This is a genomic window from Micromonospora reichwaldensis (assembly GCF_031845925.1).
In the GTDB taxonomy this organism is placed as follows: domain Bacteria; phylum Actinomycetota; class Actinomycetes; order Mycobacteriales; family Micromonosporaceae; genus Micromonospora; species Micromonospora reichwaldensis.
Genome location: NZ_JAVRFL010000008.1, coordinates 193,800 through 215,294 on the forward strand (window position 1 = coordinate 193,800; position 21,495 = coordinate 215,294).

General features: G+C 70.7%; 18 protein-coding genes, 2 pseudogenes and 1 riboswitch. Of the genes and pseudogenes, 12 read left to right on the forward strand and 8 right to left on the reverse strand.

Features of this window, described 5'->3' with window-relative positions; genetic code table 11:
• Positions 1-808 precede the first annotated feature (808 nt).
• The 4 genes and pseudogenes from RM555_RS09280 to RM555_RS30980 all read left to right on the forward strand — a co-directional run.
• Positions 809-1,132 carry a CU044_2847 family protein gene (locus tag RM555_RS09280; protein WP_311411352.1) on the forward strand — a complete coding sequence of 108 codons (324 nt, stop codon included), beginning with the start codon at positions 809-811 and terminating at the stop codon, positions 1,130-1,132.
• Complete coding sequence (locus RM555_RS09285; RefSeq protein WP_311411353.1) at positions 1,125-2,972, forward strand: VMAP-C domain-containing protein; 1,848 nt, start codon at positions 1,125-1,127, stop codon at positions 2,970-2,972. The genes RM555_RS09280 and RM555_RS09285 overlap by 8 nt, the downstream gene beginning before the upstream one ends.
• Positions 2,969-3,940 carry an AAA family ATPase gene (locus RM555_RS09290; protein WP_311411354.1) on the forward strand — a complete coding sequence of 324 codons (972 nt, stop codon included), beginning with the start codon at positions 2,969-2,971 and terminating at the stop codon, positions 3,938-3,940. Before RM555_RS09285 ends, RM555_RS09290 begins: the two co-directional genes overlap by 4 nt.
• A gap of 5 nt (positions 3,941-3,945) precedes the next feature.
• Positions 3,946-5,304 (forward strand): annotated as a pseudogene (locus tag RM555_RS30980) (SAV_2336 N-terminal domain-related protein); the annotation flags it as partial.
• Positions 5,305-5,829: 525 nt separating this feature from the next.
• Here the strand turns inward: RM555_RS30980 and RM555_RS09300 are convergent.
• Together RM555_RS09300 and RM555_RS09305 are read right to left on the reverse strand one after the other, a co-directional pair.
• Positions 5,830-6,759 (reverse strand): hypothetical protein, encoded by a 930-nt coding sequence (locus tag RM555_RS09300; protein ID WP_311411356.1) that lies wholly within the window; start codon positions 6,757-6,759, stop codon positions 5,830-5,832.
• 186 nt (positions 6,760-6,945) lie between these two features.
• The gene (locus tag RM555_RS09305; protein WP_311411357.1) at positions 6,946-7,554 is read right to left on the reverse strand and encodes a hypothetical protein; all 609 of its coding nucleotides are present in this window, start codon (positions 7,552-7,554) and stop codon (positions 6,946-6,948) included.
• Between RM555_RS09305 and RM555_RS30985 the strand changes: the two are divergent.
• A pseudogene (locus tag RM555_RS30985) lies at positions 7,501-8,310 on the forward strand (tetratricopeptide repeat protein); the annotation flags it as partial. The gene RM555_RS09305 and the pseudogene RM555_RS30985 sit on opposite strands and share 54 nt — an antisense overlap.
• Here RM555_RS30985 and RM555_RS09310 read toward each other — a convergent pair.
• On the reverse strand, positions 8,296-8,835 hold the full coding sequence (locus RM555_RS09310) for a hypothetical protein (RefSeq protein ID WP_311411358.1): 540 nt from the start codon (positions 8,833-8,835) through the stop codon (positions 8,296-8,298). The pseudogene RM555_RS30985 and the gene RM555_RS09310 sit on opposite strands and share 15 nt — an antisense overlap.
• A 153-nt stretch (positions 8,836-8,988) precedes the next feature.
• Positions 8,989-10,566 carry a C40 family peptidase gene (locus tag RM555_RS09315; RefSeq protein ID WP_311411359.1) on the reverse strand — a complete coding sequence of 526 codons (1,578 nt, stop codon included), beginning with the start codon at positions 10,564-10,566 and terminating at the stop codon, positions 8,989-8,991.
• Between the two features lie 241 nt (positions 10,567-10,807).
• Between RM555_RS09315 and mqnE the strand changes: the two genes are divergently transcribed.
• Genes mqnE through RM555_RS09330 form a run of 3 tightly spaced genes read left to right on the forward strand, consistent with a single transcriptional unit; the run spans position 10,808 to position 12,742 of the window.
• Positions 10,808-11,977: an aminofutalosine synthase MqnE gene (mqnE, locus tag RM555_RS09320; protein ID WP_132232180.1), complete on the forward strand. Its 1,170-nt coding sequence runs from the start codon at positions 10,808-10,810 to the stop codon at positions 11,975-11,977.
• Positions 11,978-12,000: 23 nt separating this feature from the next.
• Positions 12,001-12,423, forward strand: coding sequence for a hypothetical protein (locus RM555_RS09325; protein ID WP_121397114.1), 423 nt, complete (start codon positions 12,001-12,003; stop codon positions 12,421-12,423).
• 43 nt (positions 12,424-12,466) lie between these two features.
• Positions 12,467-12,742, forward strand: coding sequence for a DUF4229 domain-containing protein (locus RM555_RS09330; protein WP_151456201.1), 276 nt, complete (start codon positions 12,467-12,469; stop codon positions 12,740-12,742).
• Between the two features lie 38 nt (positions 12,743-12,780).
• On the opposite strand, the gene RM555_RS09335 is transcribed toward RM555_RS09330, so the two are convergent.
• From RM555_RS09335 to RM555_RS09350, 4 genes are all read right to left on the reverse strand, one after another.
• Positions 12,781-13,035, reverse strand: coding sequence for a hypothetical protein (locus RM555_RS09335; protein ID WP_311411360.1), 255 nt, complete (start codon positions 13,033-13,035; stop codon positions 12,781-12,783).
• Between the two features lie 124 nt (positions 13,036-13,159).
• Positions 13,160-14,206, reverse strand: a complete 1,047-nt coding sequence (locus tag RM555_RS09340) for a hypothetical protein (RefSeq protein WP_311411361.1) — start codon at positions 14,204-14,206, stop codon at positions 13,160-13,162.
• On the reverse strand, positions 14,206-14,712 hold the full coding sequence (locus RM555_RS09345; protein ID WP_311411362.1) for a SigE family RNA polymerase sigma factor: 507 nt from the start codon (positions 14,710-14,712) through the stop codon (positions 14,206-14,208). The genes RM555_RS09340 and RM555_RS09345 overlap by 1 nt, the downstream gene beginning before the upstream one ends.
• A gap of 147 nt (positions 14,713-14,859) precedes the next feature.
• The gene (locus RM555_RS09350; RefSeq protein WP_311411363.1) at positions 14,860-16,215 is read right to left on the reverse strand and encodes a C39 family peptidase; all 1,356 of its coding nucleotides are present in this window, start codon (positions 16,213-16,215) and stop codon (positions 14,860-14,862) included.
• Between the two features lie 212 nt (positions 16,216-16,427).
• Between RM555_RS09350 and RM555_RS09355 the strand changes: the two genes are divergently transcribed.
• From RM555_RS09355 to RM555_RS09370, 4 genes are all read left to right on the forward strand, one after another.
• On the forward strand, positions 16,428-18,305 hold the full coding sequence (locus tag RM555_RS09355; protein ID WP_311411364.1) for a M14 family metallopeptidase: 1,878 nt from the start codon (positions 16,428-16,430) through the stop codon (positions 18,303-18,305).
• Positions 18,306-18,472: 167 nt separating this feature from the next.
• Positions 18,473-18,551, forward strand: a riboswitch (cobalamin riboswitch).
• Between the two features lie 112 nt (positions 18,552-18,663).
• Positions 18,664-19,602 carry an ABC transporter substrate-binding protein gene (locus RM555_RS09360; RefSeq protein ID WP_311411365.1) on the forward strand — a complete coding sequence of 313 codons (939 nt, stop codon included), beginning with the start codon at positions 18,664-18,666 and terminating at the stop codon, positions 19,600-19,602.
• A gap of 13 nt (positions 19,603-19,615) precedes the next feature.
• On the forward strand, positions 19,616-20,719 hold the full coding sequence (locus tag RM555_RS09365) for a FecCD family ABC transporter permease (RefSeq protein WP_311411366.1): 1,104 nt from the start codon (positions 19,616-19,618) through the stop codon (positions 20,717-20,719).
• 59 nt (positions 20,720-20,778) lie between these two features.
• Positions 20,779-21,495 (forward strand): ABC transporter ATP-binding protein (locus RM555_RS09370; RefSeq protein ID WP_396888721.1); only part of this gene is annotated, 717 nt, incomplete at its 3' end.

Sequence of the window (21,495 nt, forward strand, 5' to 3'; positions counted from 1 at the left end):
GCCGGTCGACACAAGCGTCTCGAGGAGATCGGTTCGGGCGGTATGGGGGCAGGTCTGGCGCGGCTACGACAGCAGCCTCGACCGCGGGGGTAGCCATCAAACTCATCCGCCCCGACGTCCTCCCCACGCACGTGGGGGTGTAGCTCCGCGAGGGCGGCCCGCAGCTCGGCAGCAATCCCCTCGTCGCACTGCACTTGTAGAAGCTGCGTCGTCCACGCCACGTATCCGCGCGCGGATTGCAGACAGCGCCCTCCTCCGGCAGCGGCATCGAGCCTACGGTGGAAGTCGGTGACGGCGCGGACGGTGGCTGCTTCGTCCTGGCCGACGGTGACCGGGACGGCGACCTCCTGAGAGCTGGGTAGCCACCGCTCTGCGCCGGCAGGTATCGCGCCTACCGCAATGCTCGCAACGACACCGAGCAGCTCGCGAGAATCGAGCGGCGCCGCACCTTCGGCCTGCCCGAAAGACGAGCCTTGCCTGTGATGAACAGCCTGTTCGTCTAGAGCGAGCCCCATGTAGTGGCGCGGGATGCACAGGCCTTCGGCGATGCGCTCCAGCACCGAGTAGTCGGTGACGATGCGGCAGCCCGCGGCGATCTCCTAGACTCGGCTGGCTCTCAGACCAGTTGCGGTCGCGATTGCGGACCAGCTGAAGCCGCAGCGTCGACGCGGCCGCTCTCGCTGGTTTGCATGACACCGCGCGATTACCGATGCCCAGGGGCTGCCCGAATGTGACCGATCGCTTCATACTGTGAAGCCAGGCGTGCACATTAGGTTCGCTTGCAGACACGGAGAGACGGGGGTTGTGCGTGACGAGTGTGGTCAAGGTCGAGATGCCCGACGGACAGGTCATCTGGGCCCGGGTGGGGACGGGGGCGGGCGACGTGGCAGCCTCCGACGTCGTCAAGAAGCTGGACGTGGAGGAGCTGAAGTCCTCGGTACGCGCGGTGTCCTCGGCCGTCCGGGCGGCAACGACGGAACTGCTGCCTGACACCGTCACCGTAGAGTTTGGCTTCGAGCTGGCGGTGAAGGCGGGCAAGCTGGTGAGCGTCTTGACCGAGGTCGGCGGCAAGGCGACCCTCAGCGTGAGCATGTCCTGGTCGGCAGCCGAACTGCCCACTGGCAATGCCTGACGCCATAGACAATCTGGTCGAGATGCTCAAGGGTGCCGTGGTCCGCGTGCTCGGCGAGGAGTCGCACGGCAGCGGCGTGTGGCTAGCGCCCGGCCACGTGCTGACGTGCGCGCACGTGGCCATGTGTGGGGCCCTCACCGTGGAGTGGGCCGGTCGCCGGTACGACGCGACCATTGTCGAGGCTGTCCCCCGATACCAGGGCGACGGCGACCTGTGGCCGTTCCCCGACATCGCAGTGCTCAGGGTTTCGGGTGCGGACACTCATCCCTGTGCATGGCTAAGCGATCGCCCAGTGTCATTGAACGCGCGGCTCGTGGCAATCGGCTACCCGCAGATGTACCCGGTGTCCGCCGGGCTGACCTCAATCACCGGAAAGTGCCAGGGCAGTTCAGACATCATGGGTGGCACGTTCATCCGTTTCGTCGGCGACGAGGTGGCCGAGGGCATGTCCGGCGGCCCAGTCTTGGACCTGACAACGGGCGCGGTCTGCGGCCTCATAAAGAGCACGCGCCAGCCGGGTACTTCCCTCGGCGGCCTGGTTGTCCCGTTGGCCGGGCTGCGCCGGCTGCCGGAGAGGCTGTGGTGCGAAATCTGGCGCGCCCACGACGGCGTGCACGCGGACGGCGAGTGGGCCCGCACGCGCCAACAGCTGGCCGACGCCGGGACGGCGAAGCTCTTGGGTCCAACGCTCTCGCCGTCCGACGAAGTCACGATCCTCGGCGTTCTTTCCCGACTTCCGGTACGAGAGGATCCCGCGACCGTGCTCCGCAAAGTGCTCGATCGCGATCACCTCCGGGTGGACGTCCCCGTCCCGCTGGACGTCCGCGACGTGCTGTATGAGCTAGCCAACCAGACCCCACGCCCGGGCGAGCTGTTTGGTCCGGTGCGGCTGGCCATAAGCCTGAGCGCGGCGGTGTCGGGCGAGGACCGCGATCGGCTGCGCGACTGGGCCGTGCGCGTCGCCGAGAAACTCGGCCAGTCCGCCGAGCTTGAAGCCTGGCATGCGCGACCGACCCCGGCCGCCGATGCCGAGCCCACCATCGTGGTCCAGCTCGAGTCGGACGCGCTGAAGGCCGCCCTCTACCGCGTAACGATGTGGGTCCACCGCGGCGACAGGATCGACAAACCTGAGGTCGACGCTGTCGCTCGGCCCTTGGCAGAGGCAAAGGAGCTCGTCCGGCTCCTACTAACCGAGCAGCTGCGCCGGCTGCAGGGCCAGGGAACCGTCGAATTCGTCCTACCGGCCGAGCTCTTTGACGAGGGCTTCGACGAGCTCATCACCGGTCGCCGCGGTACGCTTGGCAACAAGAACCCAGTCGTCATCCGCGATCTGGAACGGCTGCGCGATCCGTCGAGCTGGCACGATTGGCGCCTGCGCTGGTGGCGGCTGCGGGACGGCACGGCAGCCACCGAGTGGCTTGACTGCGCTGGTGACAGCGAGCCCGAGCAGTTGGAGGGGCGCTTCCACGGCCACGACGACATCGGCCTCCTGGGTCTCACCCGCGGCCTCGATGAGGAGATGCGCGAGGCGCTCGACGTGGCCCTCAATGCCGGGATTCCGGCTGCGGTATGGCGGCGGCGATCCTGCGTCGCCCATCCACCGGCGCCGCCCGAGGAGCCCTGCATTGGGCACCGTTTCCGGGCGGGCTTCGAGCGCAAGCGGTCTGAGCACCACCACCAGACTCTGCCGTACCTCGTGAAGCGGCTGCGCAACGCGGCTGCGGAGAATCCTGCTGGCGCCGACTTCCGTGACATTGTCTTACTCTGGGACGACCCGGAGCGGCTGCCCGAGCCGTTCGTCCCGTTGGCCGAGCCCACCGCCCTGCAAGGAGCGCTGTGACCGACTGGTACGTATTCCGCGGAACGGCTAAGCCGCACGACTGGCATCTGCCCGATCCCCCACCGTGGCGGCGGTTCGAGGGTGAGCCGGTGCTCTCGGTCCCCGCCGAACAGCGCGGGACGGTGAAGCAGACCGACCTCGAGCGGGCCCGCGCGTACCAGGCTGCTCCCGCCGAGCTGGAACTGATCAATGTGGCGCTATTCCTGCGGCGGCCACTGCTGGTCACCGGCAAGCCTGGAACGGGCAAGTCGACGCTCGCGTACGCCGTCGCCCACGAGCTGGGCCTCGGCCCCGTACTACGCTGGCCGATCACCAGCCGGTCGTCCATCCAGGAGGGCCTGTACCGGTACGACGCGATCGGCCGCCTGCAGGACGCGAACCTCGCGCACCAACGCAGCCGTGAGCCGGCCGGTATCGGCGACTATCTTGAGCTGGGTCCCCTGGGAACTTCTCTGCTTCCCTATGACCGTCCGCGCGTGCTGCTCATCGATGAAATCGACAAAAGCGATATCGATCTACCCAACGACCTACTGAACGTCTTCGAGGAGGGCGAGTTCACGATCCCGGAGCTGGTCCGCCAAGGCGGCGACGGCGTGCAGGTGCGCGCGTCTGGCGGCGGTACGGTTACGATCGCCGGCGGTACAGTCCGGGCGCGCGCCTTCCCCATGATCGTCATGACCAGCAACGGTGAGCGCGACTTCCCGCCCGCCTTCCTGCGCCGCTGCATACGGCTGGAGCTCGAGCCTCCGGCGCCCGATCGACTGGCCCGGATCGTGGAGGCGCACCTCGGCGCGGACCTGACCCGTGAGTCGGAGGACGTGGTCAACAGGTTCCTCAGCCAGCGCGACCGCGGTGACCTGGCGACCGACCAGCTCCTCAATGCCGTCTTCCTCACCAGCCGGACCCCAGCCGACCAGCGGGACAGGCTCACCGACGCGCTGCTGCGCCATTTAAGCGCGGGCGGCTGACTCCGGTGGAGACGGCGCAGCTCGTCCAGGCCCTTGCCGGGGCCGGGTTCGACGTCGAGCCCGTCGAGCTTGCGGAGGCTGTCTGGCTCAGCCGTCACCTGACAGCAGCCTCGCCCCAGGACGGCCTCACCTCACTGGCAGACACCACCGAACCCGCTGCCGAGCCCGACGCACAGCCGGAGCCGAACGATGACGACACGGCCAACGCCTCCTCGGAAACCCTTTGCGAGGCGGAGACCTTGGATCAGCCGCTCCGCGCGCTCTCAGAGGGCACGGAGTCGGCCGCCACCACGGGGGCCCACGCCGTCCACCTGCCCCAACCGGCCTCCCTGCCGTCCGCGTTGGCGCTGCACCGAGCGCTGCGGCCGCTCAAGCGCCGCTTCCCGTCGCCGCACGCGCTCGTCGTGGACGAGGCGGCGAGCGCCCACCAGTTCGCCGAGACCGGGATTTTCTCGCCCGTGCTGCGGCAGGCGCCAGAACGTTGGTTCGACGTGGCGCTCGTCGTCGACACGGCCGTGTCGATGACCATATGGGAGCCTGCCGTCCGCGACCTGCACCGCGCCTTGCGGCAGTTCGGCGGCTTCCGCGACGTCCGGCGCTGGGACCTCAGCGCTCAACCTGACTCTGCGGTCGGCATCGTCGCTCATGGGTCGGCGGGCATCCGCCGTCCCGCCGAACTGCTGGAACCGACCGGTCGTAGGATCATTGTGGTCGTCACGGACGGCGGCGCGCGCCTGTGGCAAGGCGAGGCTGCCGCGGAGATGATGATGCGCTGGGCCGGTAACGGACCGCTGCTAATCGTGCAGCCACTGCCAGAAAGGCTATGGCACCGCACCGCGCTCCCGACCCGGCGGGGCACGTTCCACGCGCTCACGGCAGGCGCGCCGACCTCTCGTCTTCGCTTCACCGAACGGCGCCGGGCAGCGCGCTTCGGGCCCCCGGCCAGACAGTTCGGAACCCCGGCCGTGCCGGTCGTCGAGATGTCCGCCGAGTGGCTCGCCTCGTGGGCCGGCTTGGTCATGGCGGCGGGCGCGGCCGGCGTACCGCTCGTCGCCACCCGGCTCGGCAACGCACTGGCCACCCGCGCCGCCGACCCGCCACCGACCGTCGCTGACCCGCGGGCGCTAGTGAAACAGTTCCGCGCCACCGCTTCCCCGGCCGCCTTCCGGCTGGCCAGGTACTGCAGTGCCGTACCTACCGACCTCGACGTGCTGCGGCTCGTCCAGCGGACGTTCCTGCCCCACTCCGGTCCGGCCGAGCTCGCCGAGGTGCTGCTCGGCGGCGTGCTGGTGCGGCTGCCCGGCCACCCGCCGCGCTTCGACTTCGTGCCCGGCGTCCGCGACCTGCTCCTCGACGAGCTCCACCTCTCCGAGAGTCGAGACGTCCTGCGGACCGTTGGCGCCTACATCGGCGAGCGGGTCGGCGGCACCAGCCGGACGTTCCCGGGTGCCGTCGAAGGCGACGACTCGGCCGGCGACGTCGCTGCTTCGGACGTCTTCGCGTGGGTCCCGCCCGAAGTGGCTGCCCGACTCGGCGCCGTCTCCAGACGTCAATCGGTCACCGTGGCACCTCCGCCACCCACCGCCGTCCGCCCATCCGTCGTGTCCACCACCGCCACGCGAGCCGAGCGTGGGCCGATGCGCCGCGCCTTGCTGATCGGTGCGGAGGTCTTCGGGCTCACGGGTGTCGAGAACGGCACGCGGCTCATCATGAGCGCACTGGAGTTGTACGGATTCGCAATCACGATCCTGCGCGGCGACGGCGCGACCCAGGCGGCCATCCGCGAGGCTTTCGAGCAGCTTGTCGACGGCACCGTCACCGGCGACGCCGTATTCGTCTACTTCTCGGGGCACAGTGGCGTGGCCACTCTCCACAGCGACGACCGGAGATCACCGCGCAAAGTTCGCTTCCTCGTCCCGACCGATTACGATTCCGATGACGGTTATCGGATAATCACGGATGTCGAACTGGAAACGCTGTTGGCCCGGCTGGCCGAGCGGACGCCGAACGTCACCGCGGCGTGGGACTGCGGCGAGGCGCCGTTGACAGCGCCCGAACCGGTCCGGCGACCCTCCTCGCCTTCCGCCCGCCAGGGTGAGATCAGCAACCAGATCTCGGCGGAGCTCGCGCGGGTCGGCCACGGCACAGCCCCGAAATTGGCCGAGGTGGTACGGCTGTCCGCCAGCGACCCGGGCCAACCGGTGTTCGAAATGCCGGACAGTGAGGGTAGATCCGTCGGATTGTTCAGCGAAGCCTTCGCCCGAACCCTCGTCGAGGCGTGGAATCTGCCGGTGAGCTGGGCGCGGGTAATCGAGCGTGTCCGGCAGCTCGTCATGGCCCGGGCGGAGGGGCAGCGTCCACAGGCGGAGGGTCCCATCGAACGCCTGGTGTTCCAGCTGGAATTTGCCGGACCAAGGGTCGATCTTCACGCCGACCCTTTCGCTGATGGTGTGGTCCTGCTTCGTGGCGCGGCGCTCTTCGGCGTACATCCCGCCGACCGCTTCATCCTGGTTGTCACCGACGCAGATTCCGCCATTGAATCGACTATCGGCAACGCTGACGTGATTGCTGTCCGAGACGCAGACGCGCTCGCGAACGTGAATCTGTCGCCGCAGTGGAAACAAATACCCCCCAGGACTCGGGCTCGGCGTGTCGAACCCGCGCTGCCCGCCGCCACGGTCGCCGTCCCGCACCCGGACGCCCGAACCGCTGACCTGGTCCGAGCCGTAGCGAAAAGCCGACTGCTCCGCGTGGCGGAATCCCGGGATCGCCCCGACTTCGAAGTACGAATCGACCCGAAGGACCAGTTGGTCCTGCACGATCGGATCGGGCCGCTGCACAAGCCACGACCCACTGACCCGGCCGAGATCCAGCAGATCGTCACCGATATGGAGCTGGTCACCCGCGCGAACGCGCTGCGCAGGCTGTCGGCGGATCCCGCGTCGGCCCTTCAGGCACAGGTCACCATGGCATGGGGACGGATGACCGAGGGCGGCCCCGAGCGTCTACCGGACACGGGCGCTACCGTCCAGACCGGCGAAAGGATCTACGTCCGAGTTCGTAACGATGGTGCCAGACCTCTCTTCGTTTCTTTGGTCGCCATCCGCGTAACCTCCCGCATTTCGCTCCTCACCGAGTCCGATCGTGGCGGTGTCCGGCTCATCCCGGGTCAGGAATACCAGCTGGGCGGCCACCAGAGGGGCCGCCCCGAGATGAGGCTGTTTTGGCCCGATCATCTGCCGCCGGGCCGGCCCCGGCCGGAGACGCTCGTTCTGCTCATCACCACCCACCAGCACGACGTCACGCACTGGGAACAGCAGGGTCTCCGCGACATCGACTCTCGCCGCAGATCGCCTCTCAATCTGCACCTGAGGCAGGTGGCGAGCGACACCGGCCGCGACGCAACGATTGTGGGCAGCGGGCCCGCCGAACACTTCGACATCCGCTCGATCGAGTTTAGCCTCGACCCGGCCGTCGATGCCCTTGAGCCGGCCCTGATCGAAAATTTCGTGTCTAGCTCGGCGGGTTTGGGTCGGCAGGAGAAGACCCTGACCGCCGCGATGGAGTCGGTCGAGGCCTTCCGGCGGCTGGCCGCCGCTGATCCGGTCGCCCATGAACCTGACCTCGCCAGGTCGCTAAACAATCTCAGCAATAGGTTAGCGGGCCTAGGTCGGAAGGACGAAGCCCTCACCGCCGCAACGGAGGCAGTCGAAATTCGCCGGCGGCAAGCCATGGCCGACCCAGCCACTGCCGAACCAGACCTCGCCAGGTCGCTAAACAATCTCAGCAACAGGTTAGCGGGCCTAGGTCGGAAGGACGAAGCCCTCACCACCGCAACGGAGGCAGTCGAAATTCGCCGGCGGCAAGCCATGGCCGACCCAGCCACTGCCGAACCAGACCTCGCTATTTCGCTGAACAATCTCGGCCTCAGATTGGCGGGCCTAGGTCGGAGACACGAAGCCCTCACCGCCGCAACGGAGGCAGTCGAAATTCGCCGGCGACTGGCCGCAGCTAACCCGACCGCCCACGAACACAGCCTTGCCAGGTCGCTCAACAATCTCGGCAACATCTTGTCAGAGCTAGGCCGGCAGGAAGAAGCCATGACCGCCGCAACGGAGGCAGTCGAAATTCGCCGGCGACTGGCCGCAGCTAACCCGACCGCCCATGAGCACAGCCTCGCCGGGTCGCTGAACAGTCTCGGCAGCATCTTGTCAGAGCTAGGCCGGCAGGAAGAAGCCCTAACCGCCGCAACGGAGTCGGTCGAGGCCTTCCGGCGGCTGGCCGCCGCTGATCCCGCCGCCCACGAACCTGACCTCGCCAGGTCGCTAAACAATCTCGGCAACAGGTTAGCGGGCCTAGGTCGGAAGGACGAAGCCCTCACCACCGCAACGGAGGCAGTCGAGGTACTCCGGCGGCTGGGCGGGCTCCGGCGGCTCCGGGTTGACCGGCGCCGCCCGGTAGATCCGGGCCTCGCCCGTCCGGGAGCGGATGGCCCCGGCCTCGTCGGCCGAGATCCGCCGCATGCCCGGTACGGCGGCGCTGGCCCGCGCACCCGCCGTGCCCCGCTGCCCGGGGACCTGGGTGGCCGCCGGGGCACCCGTTCCGGCGGCCCGGTAGGTGGTGCCGGCGCTCGGGCCCGTCGGCGGCACCGCGTCGCTCCCGCCGGGCGCGGCGGCGGTGGCCACGGACACCCGGCCCCGGGCCGGCGCGTCGGGCTGTCGGCGTACGTCGTCGGGGGGCGGCTCGGTCGACGACCCGGACGGCCCCGCCGCGCCGTCGGCTGTGGCCGGCGTCGGTGCGCCGACGGGCGTCAGGGGACGCGGTGCCCCGGCACGGCTCCGGTCGGGCGCGGATCCGTGGTCGACCGGCTCCGCCGGAACCTCTTGCTCGGCCATGCTCGCCCTCCGCGCACGCTCGCGCCCGGATCCGCGACATCGGACCGGGCGTGCCTGTCTGTCACCGTGCCACATTCCGGCCCGACGGCACAGCCGGAGCGTGTTCCGGGGGCGATGTCGGGCCGATCCCGTCGGTCGACCCGGGGACCGTGGTCAGCTGCCGGTGCTCGCCGAGGCGGTGGCCGACGTGCTGGCCGAGGTGCTGGCCGACGGACCGGAACTGCTCTGCGCCGTGGTCGGCGCCACACTGCCGGCCGAGGCGCTCGGCGACGAGCCGCCCGATCTGCTCGGCGACGGCGACGGCGAGGTCGACGTGCTGGGCGTGGCCGTGGGCGAGGGAGTGCCGGTCGGCGTCGCGGACGGCGAGGTCGACGGTGTCGTCGACGGGCTCGGCGACGGCGAGGTGGCCGACGGGGTCGGCGTCGGGCTGGTCGGCGGCTTCGTCGCGGGCGGCTTGCTCGGCGTCGGCGTCGGCGAGGGGGTGCTGACCGGCGCGGGCACCGCCCCGATCACGCGGGTGGCGGCGTAGAGGCGCGACCAGCGCACGGTGGAGATCTTCACCACGTCGCCGGTGGTCGGCGCGTGGATCATCTTGCCGCCGCCGACGTACATGCCCATGTGGTGGATCGTCGTCCAGCTGGTGCCGGAGGCGAAGAAGAGCAGGTCACCGGGGAGCAGCGCGGTGCGGGACACGGTGCGGGACCGGGTGGCGTAGTACTGGTCCCGGGAGACCCGGGGCAGCCCGTAGTAGCCCGCCGACCGGTAGGCGGCGTAGATCAGGCCGGAGCAGTCGAACCGGTCCGGCCCCTCGGCGGCCCAGAGGTAGGGATCGCCGAGCTGTGCCCTGGCGTACGCCAGGGCCTTCAGCGCCGTCGGGTGGGCGGCAAGTCCGTTGGCGGTCTCGTTGCCGAGGTAGTCGGCGCCGAGACGCTGCTCGGCGGCCTCCTGCTGGCGTTCGATCTCGACGAGCTGGGCGGCGTTGTCCCGCTTCAGCTTGTCCAGCTTCTTCTCGGCCGCGCGCAGGGCCTTCTCGCCGGCGGCATACTCCGTCCTGGCGCCCGTGAGGAGGGAGTCGGCCGAGACCATCGCCTGGCTGGCGGCCTGCTCGCCGGTGCGGGCCCGGGACACCTCGCCCTGGGCGGCGGTGGTGCCGCCCTCGGCCTTCTCACCCCGGATGATCCGGGAGAGCCGGCTCAGTTCGTGCAGGTCGTTGGCGAACTCGCCCGGCGGGAGGGCGGCGGCGGCCTTGAAGGCGCCCGCGGCGGCGGCGTCGGCGCCCTCCTGGGCGCGCGCCACCGCGTCCCGGGCGAGGGCGAGGTTGCGCTCGGCGGTGGCACGCTGCGTCTCGGCCTCGGTGCGCTTCTGCTGGAGCAGGAGCAGCTGGTCACGGAGCTGCCCGACCTGGGCCTCGGCGGCGTAGATCTGGGCGGCGAGCGGGCCGTTGCCGACGTTGCCGGCCGGCACGCCGGGGACCGTGCCCGGCAACCCCGGGACCGTGCCCGGCAGCCCGGGGACCGGCGTGCCGCCGGGGAGCTGGAGCTGGCCGCTGTAGGACGGCCGGGACCCGGTGTCGGGGACGCTGGTGGGCAGCGACGGGTCGGCCTGGACCGGGTTGGCGAGGACCGTGGCGACGACGGCGCCGAGCAGGGCGGACCAGAGCGCCGGGCGCAGCACCGGCGAGATCACCGGACTCCGCCGTCGCTGCCGTCGCCCGTGCCTGCTGTCGACCATTCCACTCCCCGTCCGGCCTGCGTCGCCGCGCCGGGTGGGCGCGGCCGTGGGGACGCTACCAGTGTGTGGCGAACGTCCCACCCTGTCTTACCGCACCCAGGCAACGATGTCGATGCGTCGGCAGGTAACGGGAGCCTGAGAGTTCGGTGAACCGGTGCACGGGGGCCGACCATGCTGCGGCGGCGTCGGCGGGCCGACGTACGCTCGATTCCTACCGCAGGTGGAAGGGACGTGGCTTTCGATGGACGCCGGACTCAAGCGTGAGCTCGAAGCGAAGGTGTACGCCGGCGAGCGGCTGACCCGTGAGGACGGGATCGCCCTCTACGACAGCGACGACCTCGCGTGGCTCGGCCGGCTGGCGCACCACCGGCGCACCGAGCTCAACGGCGACCGGGTGATGTTCAACGTCAACCGGCACCTCAACCTGACCAACGTCTGCTCCGCCTCGTGCGCGTACTGCTCGTTCCAGCGCAAGCCGGGCGAGAAGGACGCCTACACGATGCGCATCGACGAGGCGGTCCGCAAGGCCAAGGAGATGGAGGACGAGCAGCTCACTGAGCTGCACATCGTCAACGGCCTGCACCCGACCCTGCCCTGGCGCTACTACCCGAAGGTGCTGCGCGAGCTGAAGGCGGCGCTGCCGAACGTCAAGCTCAAGTGCTTCACCGCGACCGAGGTGCAGTGGTTCGAGAAGATCAGCGGGCTGAGCGCCGACGAGATCCTCGACGAGCTGATGGACGCCGGCCTGGAGTCGCTCACCGGCGGCGGCGCGGAGATCTTCGACTGGGAGGTCCGCCAGCACATCGTCGACCACGCCTGCCACTGGGAGGACTGGTCGCGGATCCACGCCCTGGCGCACAGCAAGGGCATGAAGACCCCGGCGACGATGCTCTACGGCCACATCGAGGAGCCCCGGCACCGGGTGGACCACGTGCTGCGGCTGCGCGAGCTCCAGGACGAGACCGGCGGCTTCGCGGTCTTCATTCCGCTGCGCTACCAGCACGACTTCGTCGACTCGGCGGACGGCAAGATCCGTAACCGGATCCAGGCCCGGACGACGATGGCGTCGCCGGCCGAGTCGCTGAAGACCTTCGCGGTCTCCCGGCTGCTCTTCGACAACGTTCCGCACGTGAAGTGCTTCTGGGTCATGCACGGGCTGTCGGTCGCCCAGCTGTCGCTCAACTTCGGCGTCGACGACCTGGACGGCTCCGTCGTCGAATACAAGATCACCCACGACGCCGACTCGTACGGCACCCCGAACACGATGCACCGGGACGACCTGCTGCACCTGATCTGGGACGCCGGCTTCCGTCCCGTCGAGCGGAACACCCGCTACGAGGTGGTCCGCGAGTACGACGCCCCCGCGTCCCTGGCCGAGCGCCGCGCCGAGCCGCAGCAGGTCTGGGCCTGAGTCGGCACGTACCCTTCCAGACCATGACCGAGCAGCGGAGCGGATTTCCCCGGCGGGACGCCGAGGGGCGCATCCTCACCCTGGGCGACCTGCTCGGGGTGAGCCTGGCCGGCCTGGTCATCGGCGTGCTGGCGGTGGTGCTGTTCGACTGGGCGTTCGCGCTGATCGGCAGCGGCGAATTCGGGCGGTCGAACGGCTGGCTGGCGATCATCCTGCCGGCGTGGCTGTTCTGGGACGACTTCCGCGCCTGGGAGTTCGGCGCGGCCCGGGTGGTGTCGGCGCTGGCGGCCGCCGCGGTGGGCGTGGTCGCCGGGCTCGTGGTGGCCGGCCTCGCCGCCGGTCTCCCGCCGCTGCTCTCCGGTGGGCTGGGGGCGGCGACCTTCACCCTCGGGTACGCGGTGGTCTGGTTCCACGGCGTCCACTGGCTGGCCCGCCGGACGGGCTGAACCTGCCGCCGGAGCCCCGGCGGCGGAGAACGGAGTGCGGAACGTGAGCGCGGCGGTCAAGTACACGCTGGGCCGGCTCGGCCTGTTCGTCGCCGTGCTGGCGGCCCTCTGGCTGGTCGAGATGAACATCTTCATCAAGCTGATGGTGGCGCTGGCATTCTCGGCCGCCCTGTCGTTCTTCCTGCTGAAGGGATGGCGCGACGAGATGGCCGAGGAGATGGCGACCGCCGCAGAGCGTCGTCGCGCCGAGAAGGAGCGGCTCCGCTCCGCCCTCGCCGGCGAGGACCAGGACCGGGAGACGCCCGGGCCCTCCAACTAGCGCGTCGGCGACGATCCCCGGCGTCCGGCGGCGGACCGTCAGACTGCCAGGTGCCACATCAGCAGCACGCCGGGGATGAGCCCGGACAGCGACAGTGTGAGCACGGCGAGCACGAGGCAACCGGAACTCTTCGGGTGGTAGGTCTGCCCGGTGTTTATGTCGCGTCTCGAATCGGAGTTCGGAAGGCGAATGGTCTTCCCGGCGTTTATGTCGTCCCCCGCCTCCCGGCCCCAGCAGTACATGCATTCGCCCGCGTAGCCCTTTGACCGGCCGCACTTCGCGCAGTCCGCCACATTCGCCTCCTTCGATGGGGATGCGAGTGTAGTTCACGGTCGCCATCGATTCCGGCCTGATCTCCGATCCCACGGCGGCAGGACGAGCGACGGTGGGATCCGCCGTGTCGGCGCCGGGGTGGTGTCACCAGGTGTCGGGGTTGTCGAGGTCGCGGACCGGCTGGTACCCGCTCAGGACCGTCAGGCCTTCCGGCTCGGTGTAGCCGTTCCCCCAACCCTTGAGGAACGCCTCGACGACGCATGGCTCGACGAACATTTCCAGCACGTCGCTGCCCTGCCGGCGTGCCCGGTAGGGCCCTGCGACGAGGTCGGCTTCCCTGGCGTCGCGCCCCGGCACGGGTTGCGCCCGAACCGTCAGCCAGCGCCCGGAATCGTCCCCTACCGTCAGCGAGGCCTCATCGAAGGAGCCGTGGTCCGACCGGGAGAGCGTGACCGAGCACCCGAGCAGCCGCCCACCTGGCGGCAGCGACCGCAGGCGGAACGGCACCACGCAGCGGCGGGCGCCGTCGAATCGGACACGGCTCGCCGCGTCCGTCGCCTCGTCGCGGCCGGTCGCGTAGATGTCTAGCTGAGCCCAGAGCCCGTCAACGGGTTGCCAACGGACGAACCACAGTTTCCTGTCGCCGGACGGATCGAACCAGGCGACCCCCGGGCGGCCGCCGACTCGCACATCGGTCGGCGGCTGCGGTCGACCCGCCGACGACAGCGTCTGCTGCAACCCGTCCAGCGTGGCGACGCTGCGCGCCAACGCGAACCGGGCCTGCCCGGTCGGGCCCCGGAACTCGACGCTCTCGACCCCGCGCCCGGCGCTCCAGGTCGCGGACGAGGCGCCGCTGATCAGGCTGTCGGTCGTGAAGTGCACCACGCCGGGATCGGCCCCCACGGCCTCGGGCCGTGCGATGGCGCCGGGCTGACCCGGTGCGTCCGGCAGCACGAGTGCCGTGGCAGACATGGTCACGCCCTCGGGTGCCCGACCGGACGGGACCACCATGACCGCCGCGGCCAGGACGACGCACGCCGCTGCCGTCCCCCCGGTCATCAGCCAGCGGCGGCGCAGTCGGAGGCGGTGGCCGCGACGCCGGGCGTGCTCCACGATCGGCGCGGGGTCGATGTCGCCGCCCGCGTGGTGCTTGAGCGTCGTGGCGAGCTGCTGGTCGAGGTCGCTGGACATCAGAACTCTCCTCCTGTCCGGGCGGAGGCGGATGCGGATGCTTCCTGCCGCTTGCGGAGTGCCGTCAGGGCCCGCTTCGCGTGGGTACGGACTGTGCCGGTCGAGCAGTCCAGGATCTCGGCGATCGACGTGTCGTCGAGATCCTCGTAGTAGCGCAGGACGATCACGGTGCGTTGACGCGCCGGCAGGGTGCGGACGAGCCGCCACAGCGCGTCGCGTTCGGCGACACCGGCGGCCTCGTCGGTTGCGCCCGGCCGATCGTGCACGACGGCGACGGATATCTCCTGGCTGCTGCGCCGGCGCCACCACGAGTGGTGGGCGTTGACGAGCATCCGGCGGACGTACGCATCGGGTCGATCCGTCCGGGAGATGCGCGCCCAGCGGGCGTACGCCCTGGCGAGGACATCCTGCACCAGATCCTCGGCCCGATGCTCGTCACCGGTCAGCAGCCGGGCGAGCCGCACCAGCGCCGAAGTGCGGGCGAACGCGTACTCCTCGAACGTCACGCCCTATCAACGTCGCACGTCGGCCAGCCCGTAGACATCCGGCCAGCACCTCTCGGAGGACGGGACTCGTCCGGAACGGCCGAGGGGCCCGGTCGCCGGGCTGAGCCGGGCGACGCGGACCCCTCGATCGATCGGGTCGGTGTCAGTTCACCAGTTGGTGGAGCCTGCGACCTTCGGCCACGGCTTCAACGTGGGCTTGATCAGGTAGACGACGCCGCCGGAGCCGCCGGACACCCCGCCGCTGGCGTTGGTCCGCTTGGTCCGCAGCCAGATCTGCTCGAACTGCTCACGCTTGTAGACGTTGCGCACCACGTCGTTGCTCGACGAGGCCGGGTCGTTGACGATCACGTCGCCCTCGGCGGTGAAGCCGACGATGACGAACAGGTGCCCCGAGGTGCCGTAGTTCGCCCCGTCCAGCTCGCTGGCGAGGAAGGACTGGCTGGTCACGACCGGGATCCCGGCGGCGATGAAGCGCTCCACCTCGTCCAGCGAGTGCAGCCGGGTGACCCGCGCCTCCAGGCCGGGGAAGCTGGCCGCGTACGCGGTGTTGAAGGGCCAGTTGCCGGCGCCGTCGTACTGGTAGTCGTAGACCATCCGGGCGGCGTGGTTGACCGTCGGGTCCGGGTAGGTCGGGTCGACCCAGGAGGTGTCCTCCTCGGACGCCTTACGGCCCCAGTACTCGATCACCATCGTGGTGGAGGTGGGGGAGCACCAGGCCTGGCCGCCGCCGTCGTACTCCGGGTAGTGGCCGGCGTGGACGTTCTGCGAGTAGCGGGGGACGCGGAGTTCCCTGCCCCAGGCGATGCCGCCCTTGCTCGGCTCGACGGTGAACCGGTCGGGGACGTTCGAGCTCATCGCGCCCACGGTGTGCACGACCGGCGCGGCGCGCTGGCCCGGGGCCTTGTAGAGGGTGAGCCGCAGCTGGTACTCCCGCAGCAGCACCCCGACGGAGGCGTCGTCGATGCTGAAGGTGTCGGTCCAGATGGTCGACCAGGGGTCGCCCTGCCGGTTGACGCTGGTGCGCTTGATGTCGGCGTCGCCGGATGCCCACCGCCCCATCACGTACCACTTGGTCTGGACGCCGGTGTTGTACGTGCCCTGCATCTCCACCTGGATCCAGGTGCCGGCGGGGGTGTTCGCGTTCCAGGACGCGATCAGCTCGGTGGCGTCGAACCCGATCCGGGTGACCGGGGAGGTCCAGGTGCCGTACTCCCAGCTCCTGGTCACGCCGGTGTGCGGGTCGGTGTAGTCGGTGGTGCCGAGCGGGCCGGCAAGCGTCACGCCGGGCCGGAGGCCGGGGACGGCCCGGGTGCCGGCGTGGGTGCCGCGCCGCCAGTCGGGGTAGCGGGACCAGTCCTGGAAGGTGATCTGTTCGTCGTGGACCACCGGGCGGGTGGTCGACGGTGCCGTTACGGGCGCGGCGACGGCGGGCGCCGCGGTGCCGAGAAGGGTGAGTGCGGTGGCGGCCGCGAGGGCGGCCGTACGCAGGCGTGTTCTGGCCATGGGTCCTCCGCAGGGACGGACGATCGTTGCGGGTCAGTGTCCCGCTCGGAAGGAACTTTCGCCAGAGGTCGACAGTTGGAAAATCCTTGCCGATGTGAGGATCAGGATGACATGCAAAGTGGGCAGCGATGGATGTTGATATGACCATGTGAGCGGTGGTGAAGTGTCCTCCACCGAGCGGGATCTCCTCCCGCCCCCCGAGGAGGTTGTCCATGGCCTTCCGCAACACCACCCTCCGCCGTCGCCTGGCGGTCGCCGTAGCAGCCGGGTTCGCCCTGCTCACGGTCGCCGCCGCGCCGGCCACAGCCCGGCCGGCCCCGGACCGGGCCGACTCCGCGGCGGCGTCGTACCGGGTGCTCGGCCCGCGTACGGTCGACGACCGCACCGCCGTCGCCGGCACCGGCGCCGCCATCGACTTCGTCGAGCACGGCGTGCTGAACGTCTCGGCCACCCCCGCCGAGGCAGCGGCCATCACCCGGCTCGGCTTCCGGCTGGAGGCGGTCCCCGCCCCCTCGGCCGACGGGCACCACCACGCCGACGGGGACGTCGGCGCGGCCGCCTTCCCGCCCGCCGACTCCAACTACCACGACTACGCCGAGCTGACCGCCCTGGTGAACAAGGTGGTCGCGGACCACCCCTCGATCGCCCGGAAGATCAGCATCGGCTCCTCGTACGAGGGCCGGGACCTGATGGCGGTGAAGATCTCCGACAACGTCGGCACCGACGAGAACGAGCCGGAGATCCTGTTCAACTCGCAACAGCACGCCCGCGAGCACCTGACCGTCGAGATGGCGGTCTACCTGCTCAACCTCTTCACCGACAGCTACGGCAGCGACTCCCGGGTCACCAACATCGTGAACACCCGGGAGATCTGGATCGTGCCCACGGTCAACCCGGACGGCAGCGAGTACGACATCGCCACCGGCTCCTACCGCTCCTGGCGCAAGAACCGGCAGCCCAACAGCGGCTCGTCGTACGTCGGCACCGACCTGAACCGGAACTGGTCCTACCAGTGGGGCTGCTGCGGCGGCTCGTCCGGCTCGACCTCGTCGGACACCTACCGGGGCCCGTCGGCGTTCTCCGCGCCGGAGACGCAGGCGCTGCGGAACTTCGTGAACAGCCGGGTCGTCGGCGGCACCCAGCAGATCAAGGCCAACATCGACTTCCACACGTACTCGGAGCTGGTGCTCTGGCCGTTCGGCTACACGTACAACAACACCGCCCCGGGGATGACCGCCGACCAGTACAACACCTTCGCCACGCTGGGCCAGCAGATGGCGAACACCAACGGCTACACCCCGCAGCAGTCCAGCGACCTCTACATCACCGACGGGGACAGCATCGACTGGATGTGGGGTCAGCACGGCATCTGGGCGTACACCTTCGAGATGTACCCCGGCTCGGCCGGCGGTGGCGGCTTCTACCCGCCCGACGAGGTCATCCCCGCCCAGACCTCGCGCAACCGGGAGGCGGTCCTGCTGATCAGCGAGTACGCCGACTGCCCGTACCGGGCGATCGGCAAGCAGGCGCAGTACTGCGGCGGTGGCGGCGGCACCACGGTCTGGTCGGACACCTTCGAGACGGCCACCGGCTGGACCATCAACCCGAACGGCACCGACACCGCGACCGCCGGGGCGTTCGAGCGGGGCGCCGCCCAGGCGACCAACTCCAGCGGGGCGAAGCAGCTCGCCCCCTACGCCGGTGCCAACGACCTCGTCACCGGCCGGCTGGCCGGCACGGCGGCCGGTGACTACGACCTCGACGGCGGCGTGACCAGCGCCCGGTCGCCGGCGGTGACCCTGCCGTCGAGCGGCACGCTGACGCTCTCCCTCGCCTGGTACCTGGCCCACGGCTCGAACGCCTCGTCGGCCGACTACCTCCGGGTGAGCGTGGTGCACAACGGCGGCACCACGGCCCTGTTCACCCAGTCCGGGGCGGCCACCAACCGTAACGGCGCCTGGGCGGTGGCCAACGCCAACCTCACCCCGTACGCCGGTCAGTCGGTGCGGATCCTCGTCGAGGCGGCGGACGCCTCGGGCGCGAGCCTGGTCGAGGCGGCTGTGGACAACGTCACCATCACCAGTTCCTGACCCGGTGGGGCCCCGTTCCGCCCCCGGCGGGGCCCCACCACCCCTCTCCGCGGACGCCGATCCAGGGCGTGTCGCCGCCGTTGGTGATCAACGAGCGCCGATGCGCCCTGGATCGTCGAGGCACGTCCGGGGCGTGCGCTACCGTTCTACCGACCACGCGCAGCGAAGCCGGTGCGAAACCGGCGCTGTCCCGCAACTGTGATGTCCCGCCACCGCCGCACCCGGGCGTGGCGGGGACGAGCCAGGTCGCCTGCGTCCGTGGTCGCGACTCGCGCTCTCGAGGAAGGGCGCCTCGCGGACGGGCGCCACCGCTCCCTGTCGGCGAAGCACCACGCTCCTCGACCGACAGGAGGACCCCGTGCTCAGACGTACCCCCCGGCTCTTCGCCGCGACCCTCGCGGTGGCCGCGCTCGCCCTCGGCGCCTGCGCTGAGAAGAGCTCCGACGACACCCCCGCCGCCGGCGCCAGCTCGGCCGGCGCCGCCTTCCCCGTGACCGTGGGCACGGTGACGCTGGAGAAGCGGCCCGAGAAGATCGTCTCGCTCAGTCCGACGGCCACCGAGATGCTCTTCGCCATCGGCGCCGGCAAGCAGGTCACCGCCGTCGACGACCAGTCGAACTTCCCGGCCGACGCGCCGAAGAGCGACCTCTCGGGCTTCACCCCGAACGCCGAGGCGATCGCCGGCAAGAGCCCCGACCTGGTGGTCCTCTCCGACGACCGCAACAAGATCGTCGATCAGCTCACCGCGCTGAAGATCCCGGTCTACCAGACCCCGGCCGCGACCACGCTCGACGACAGCTACCGGCAGATCACCGAGCTGGGTGCCCTCACCGGCCACGCGGACGAGGCCGCCGACGTGACGAAGCGCATGAAGGACGACATCACCAAGCTGGTCGCCGACCTGCCGAAGCGCGCCGAGAAGCTCACCTACTACCACGAGCTGGGCCCGGAGCTCTACACGGCCACCAGCAAGACCTTCATCGGCTCGCTCTACACCATGGTGGGCCTGGAGAACATCGCCGACGCGTCCGACGCCGACGGCAAGAGCGGCGGCTACCCGCAGCTCTCCCAGGAGGTCATCGTCAAGGCCGACCCGGACTTCGTCTTCCTCGCCGACACGAAGTGCTGCAAGCAGAGCGCGGAGACGGTCAAGGCGCGCGCCGGCTGGGCGGGCGTCACGGCGGTCAAGAACAACCAGGTCGTCGCCCTCGACGACGACGTCGCCTCGCGCTGGGGCCCCCGCGTGGTGGACCTGCTCCGCGTGATCGTCGACGCCACCGCCAAGGTGCCCGCGTGACCCGCACCCGTCCATGAGCCGTCCGCTCGTGAAGGCGCCGCCCGCCCGGCGGGCCGGGACGCTCCCCGCGTCCCGGCCCGCCGGGCTGCGGCCCCGCTGGCTCGTCGCCGGGGTCGCCGCGGTACTGGTCGCGCTGGTCGCCGGGGTCTCCCTCGGCCCGGTCAGCCTGCCGCCGGGCAGCGTCGCGGCCGAGCTGCTGAACCTCATCCCGGGGGTACGCCTCGACAGCGGGCTCTCCGAGCGCGAGATCGCCATCGTCACCGAGCTGCGGCTGCCCCGGGTGGTGCTCGGGCTGCTGGTCGGCGGGCTGCTGGCCCTGGCCGGCGGCTGCTACCAGGGCGTGTTCCGCAACCCGCTGGCCGACCCGTACCTGCTCGGAGTGGCGGCCGGGGCCGGGCTCGCGGTCACGGCGGTCATCACCCTCGGCGCCGGGGCGGGCGGCGCGCTGACCGGGCTGCCGCTCACCATCCCGCTGGCCGCGTTCGTCGGCTCGATCGGCGCGGTGGCGATGACCTACCTGCTGGGCGTCTCCGGCGGGCGCGGCCGCTCCACCGCCACGCTGATCCTCGCCGGCGTGGCCGTCTCCGCGTTCCTCTCGGCCGGGCAGACCTACCTGCTGCAACGCAACTCCGACAGCATCCAGCAGGTCTACTCCTGGCTGCTCGGGCGGCTCGCCACCGCCGGCTGGCACGACGTGCGGCTGGTGCTGCCGTACTTCCTGCTCACCGCGTTCGTGGTGCTGCTGCACCGGCGGGAGCTCGACGTGCTCTCCGTCGGCGACGACGAGGCCACGAGCCTCGGGCTGCACCCGCAGCGGTCCCGCTACCTGCTCATCGCCGCCGCCTCGCTCGGCACCGCCGCCGCCGTCTCCGCGTCCGGCCTGATCGGCTTCGTCGGGATCATCGTGCCGCACACCGTCCGGCTGCTCGCCGGGTCGAGCTACCGGGTGATCCTGCCGCTCTCGCTGCTCTTCGGCGGGGCCTTCCTGGCCCTGACCGACGTGGTGGCCCGCACCGCCGCCGCCCCGTCGGAGATCCCGATCGGCGTGGTCACCGCACTGCTCGGCGGCCCGTTCTTCGTGCTGGTGCTGCGTACCTCCCGCCGGATGCTCGGGTGAGCGCGCGGCGCGTGCCGGACGCGCGGTCGGCGGACGGTGGGGCCGTGGGGGCCCCCGACGTGGCCGCCGTGCCCGCCGTCGAGGTGCGCGACCTGCACGTACGCCTGGACGGCACGCCGATCCTGGCCGGCGTCGACCTGACCGTCGCCGCCGGCGAGTGGGTCACCGTGATCGGCCCGAACGGCGCCGGGAAGTCGACCCTGCTGCGCGCCGTCGGCGGCCTGCTGTCCGCGCCGGGCGCCGTCTCCCTCTTCGGTACGCCCAGCGAGGCGCTGCGCCGCCGCGACCGCGCCCGGGTGGTCGCCACGGTCGCCCAGTCCCCGATCGTGCCGGCCGGCATGACGGTCTTCGACTACGTGCTGCTGGGCCGCACCCCCTACATCCCGACGCTGGGCCGGGAGTCGGCCGCCGACCTGGCCGCCGCCCACGAGGTGCTCGACGGGCTGGACCTGGCCGGGTTCCACGGCCGGGAGTTGGCCACCCTCTCCGGCGGCGAGCGGCAGCGGGTCTTCCTGGCCCGCGCGCTGGCCCAGGGCGCGACCCTGCTGCTGCTGGACGAGCCGACCAGCGCCCTGGACATCGGCCACCAGCAGGAGGTGCTGGAGCTGGTCGACCGGCTGCGCCGCGAGCACGGCCTGACCGTGCTCGCCACCATGCACGACCTCTCCATCGCCGGCGAGTACGCCGACCGCATGGTGCTGCTGGCCGACGGCCGGGTGGTGGCCGCCGGCACCCCCCACGAGGTGCTCACCGAGCAACTCCTGGCCACCTGGTAC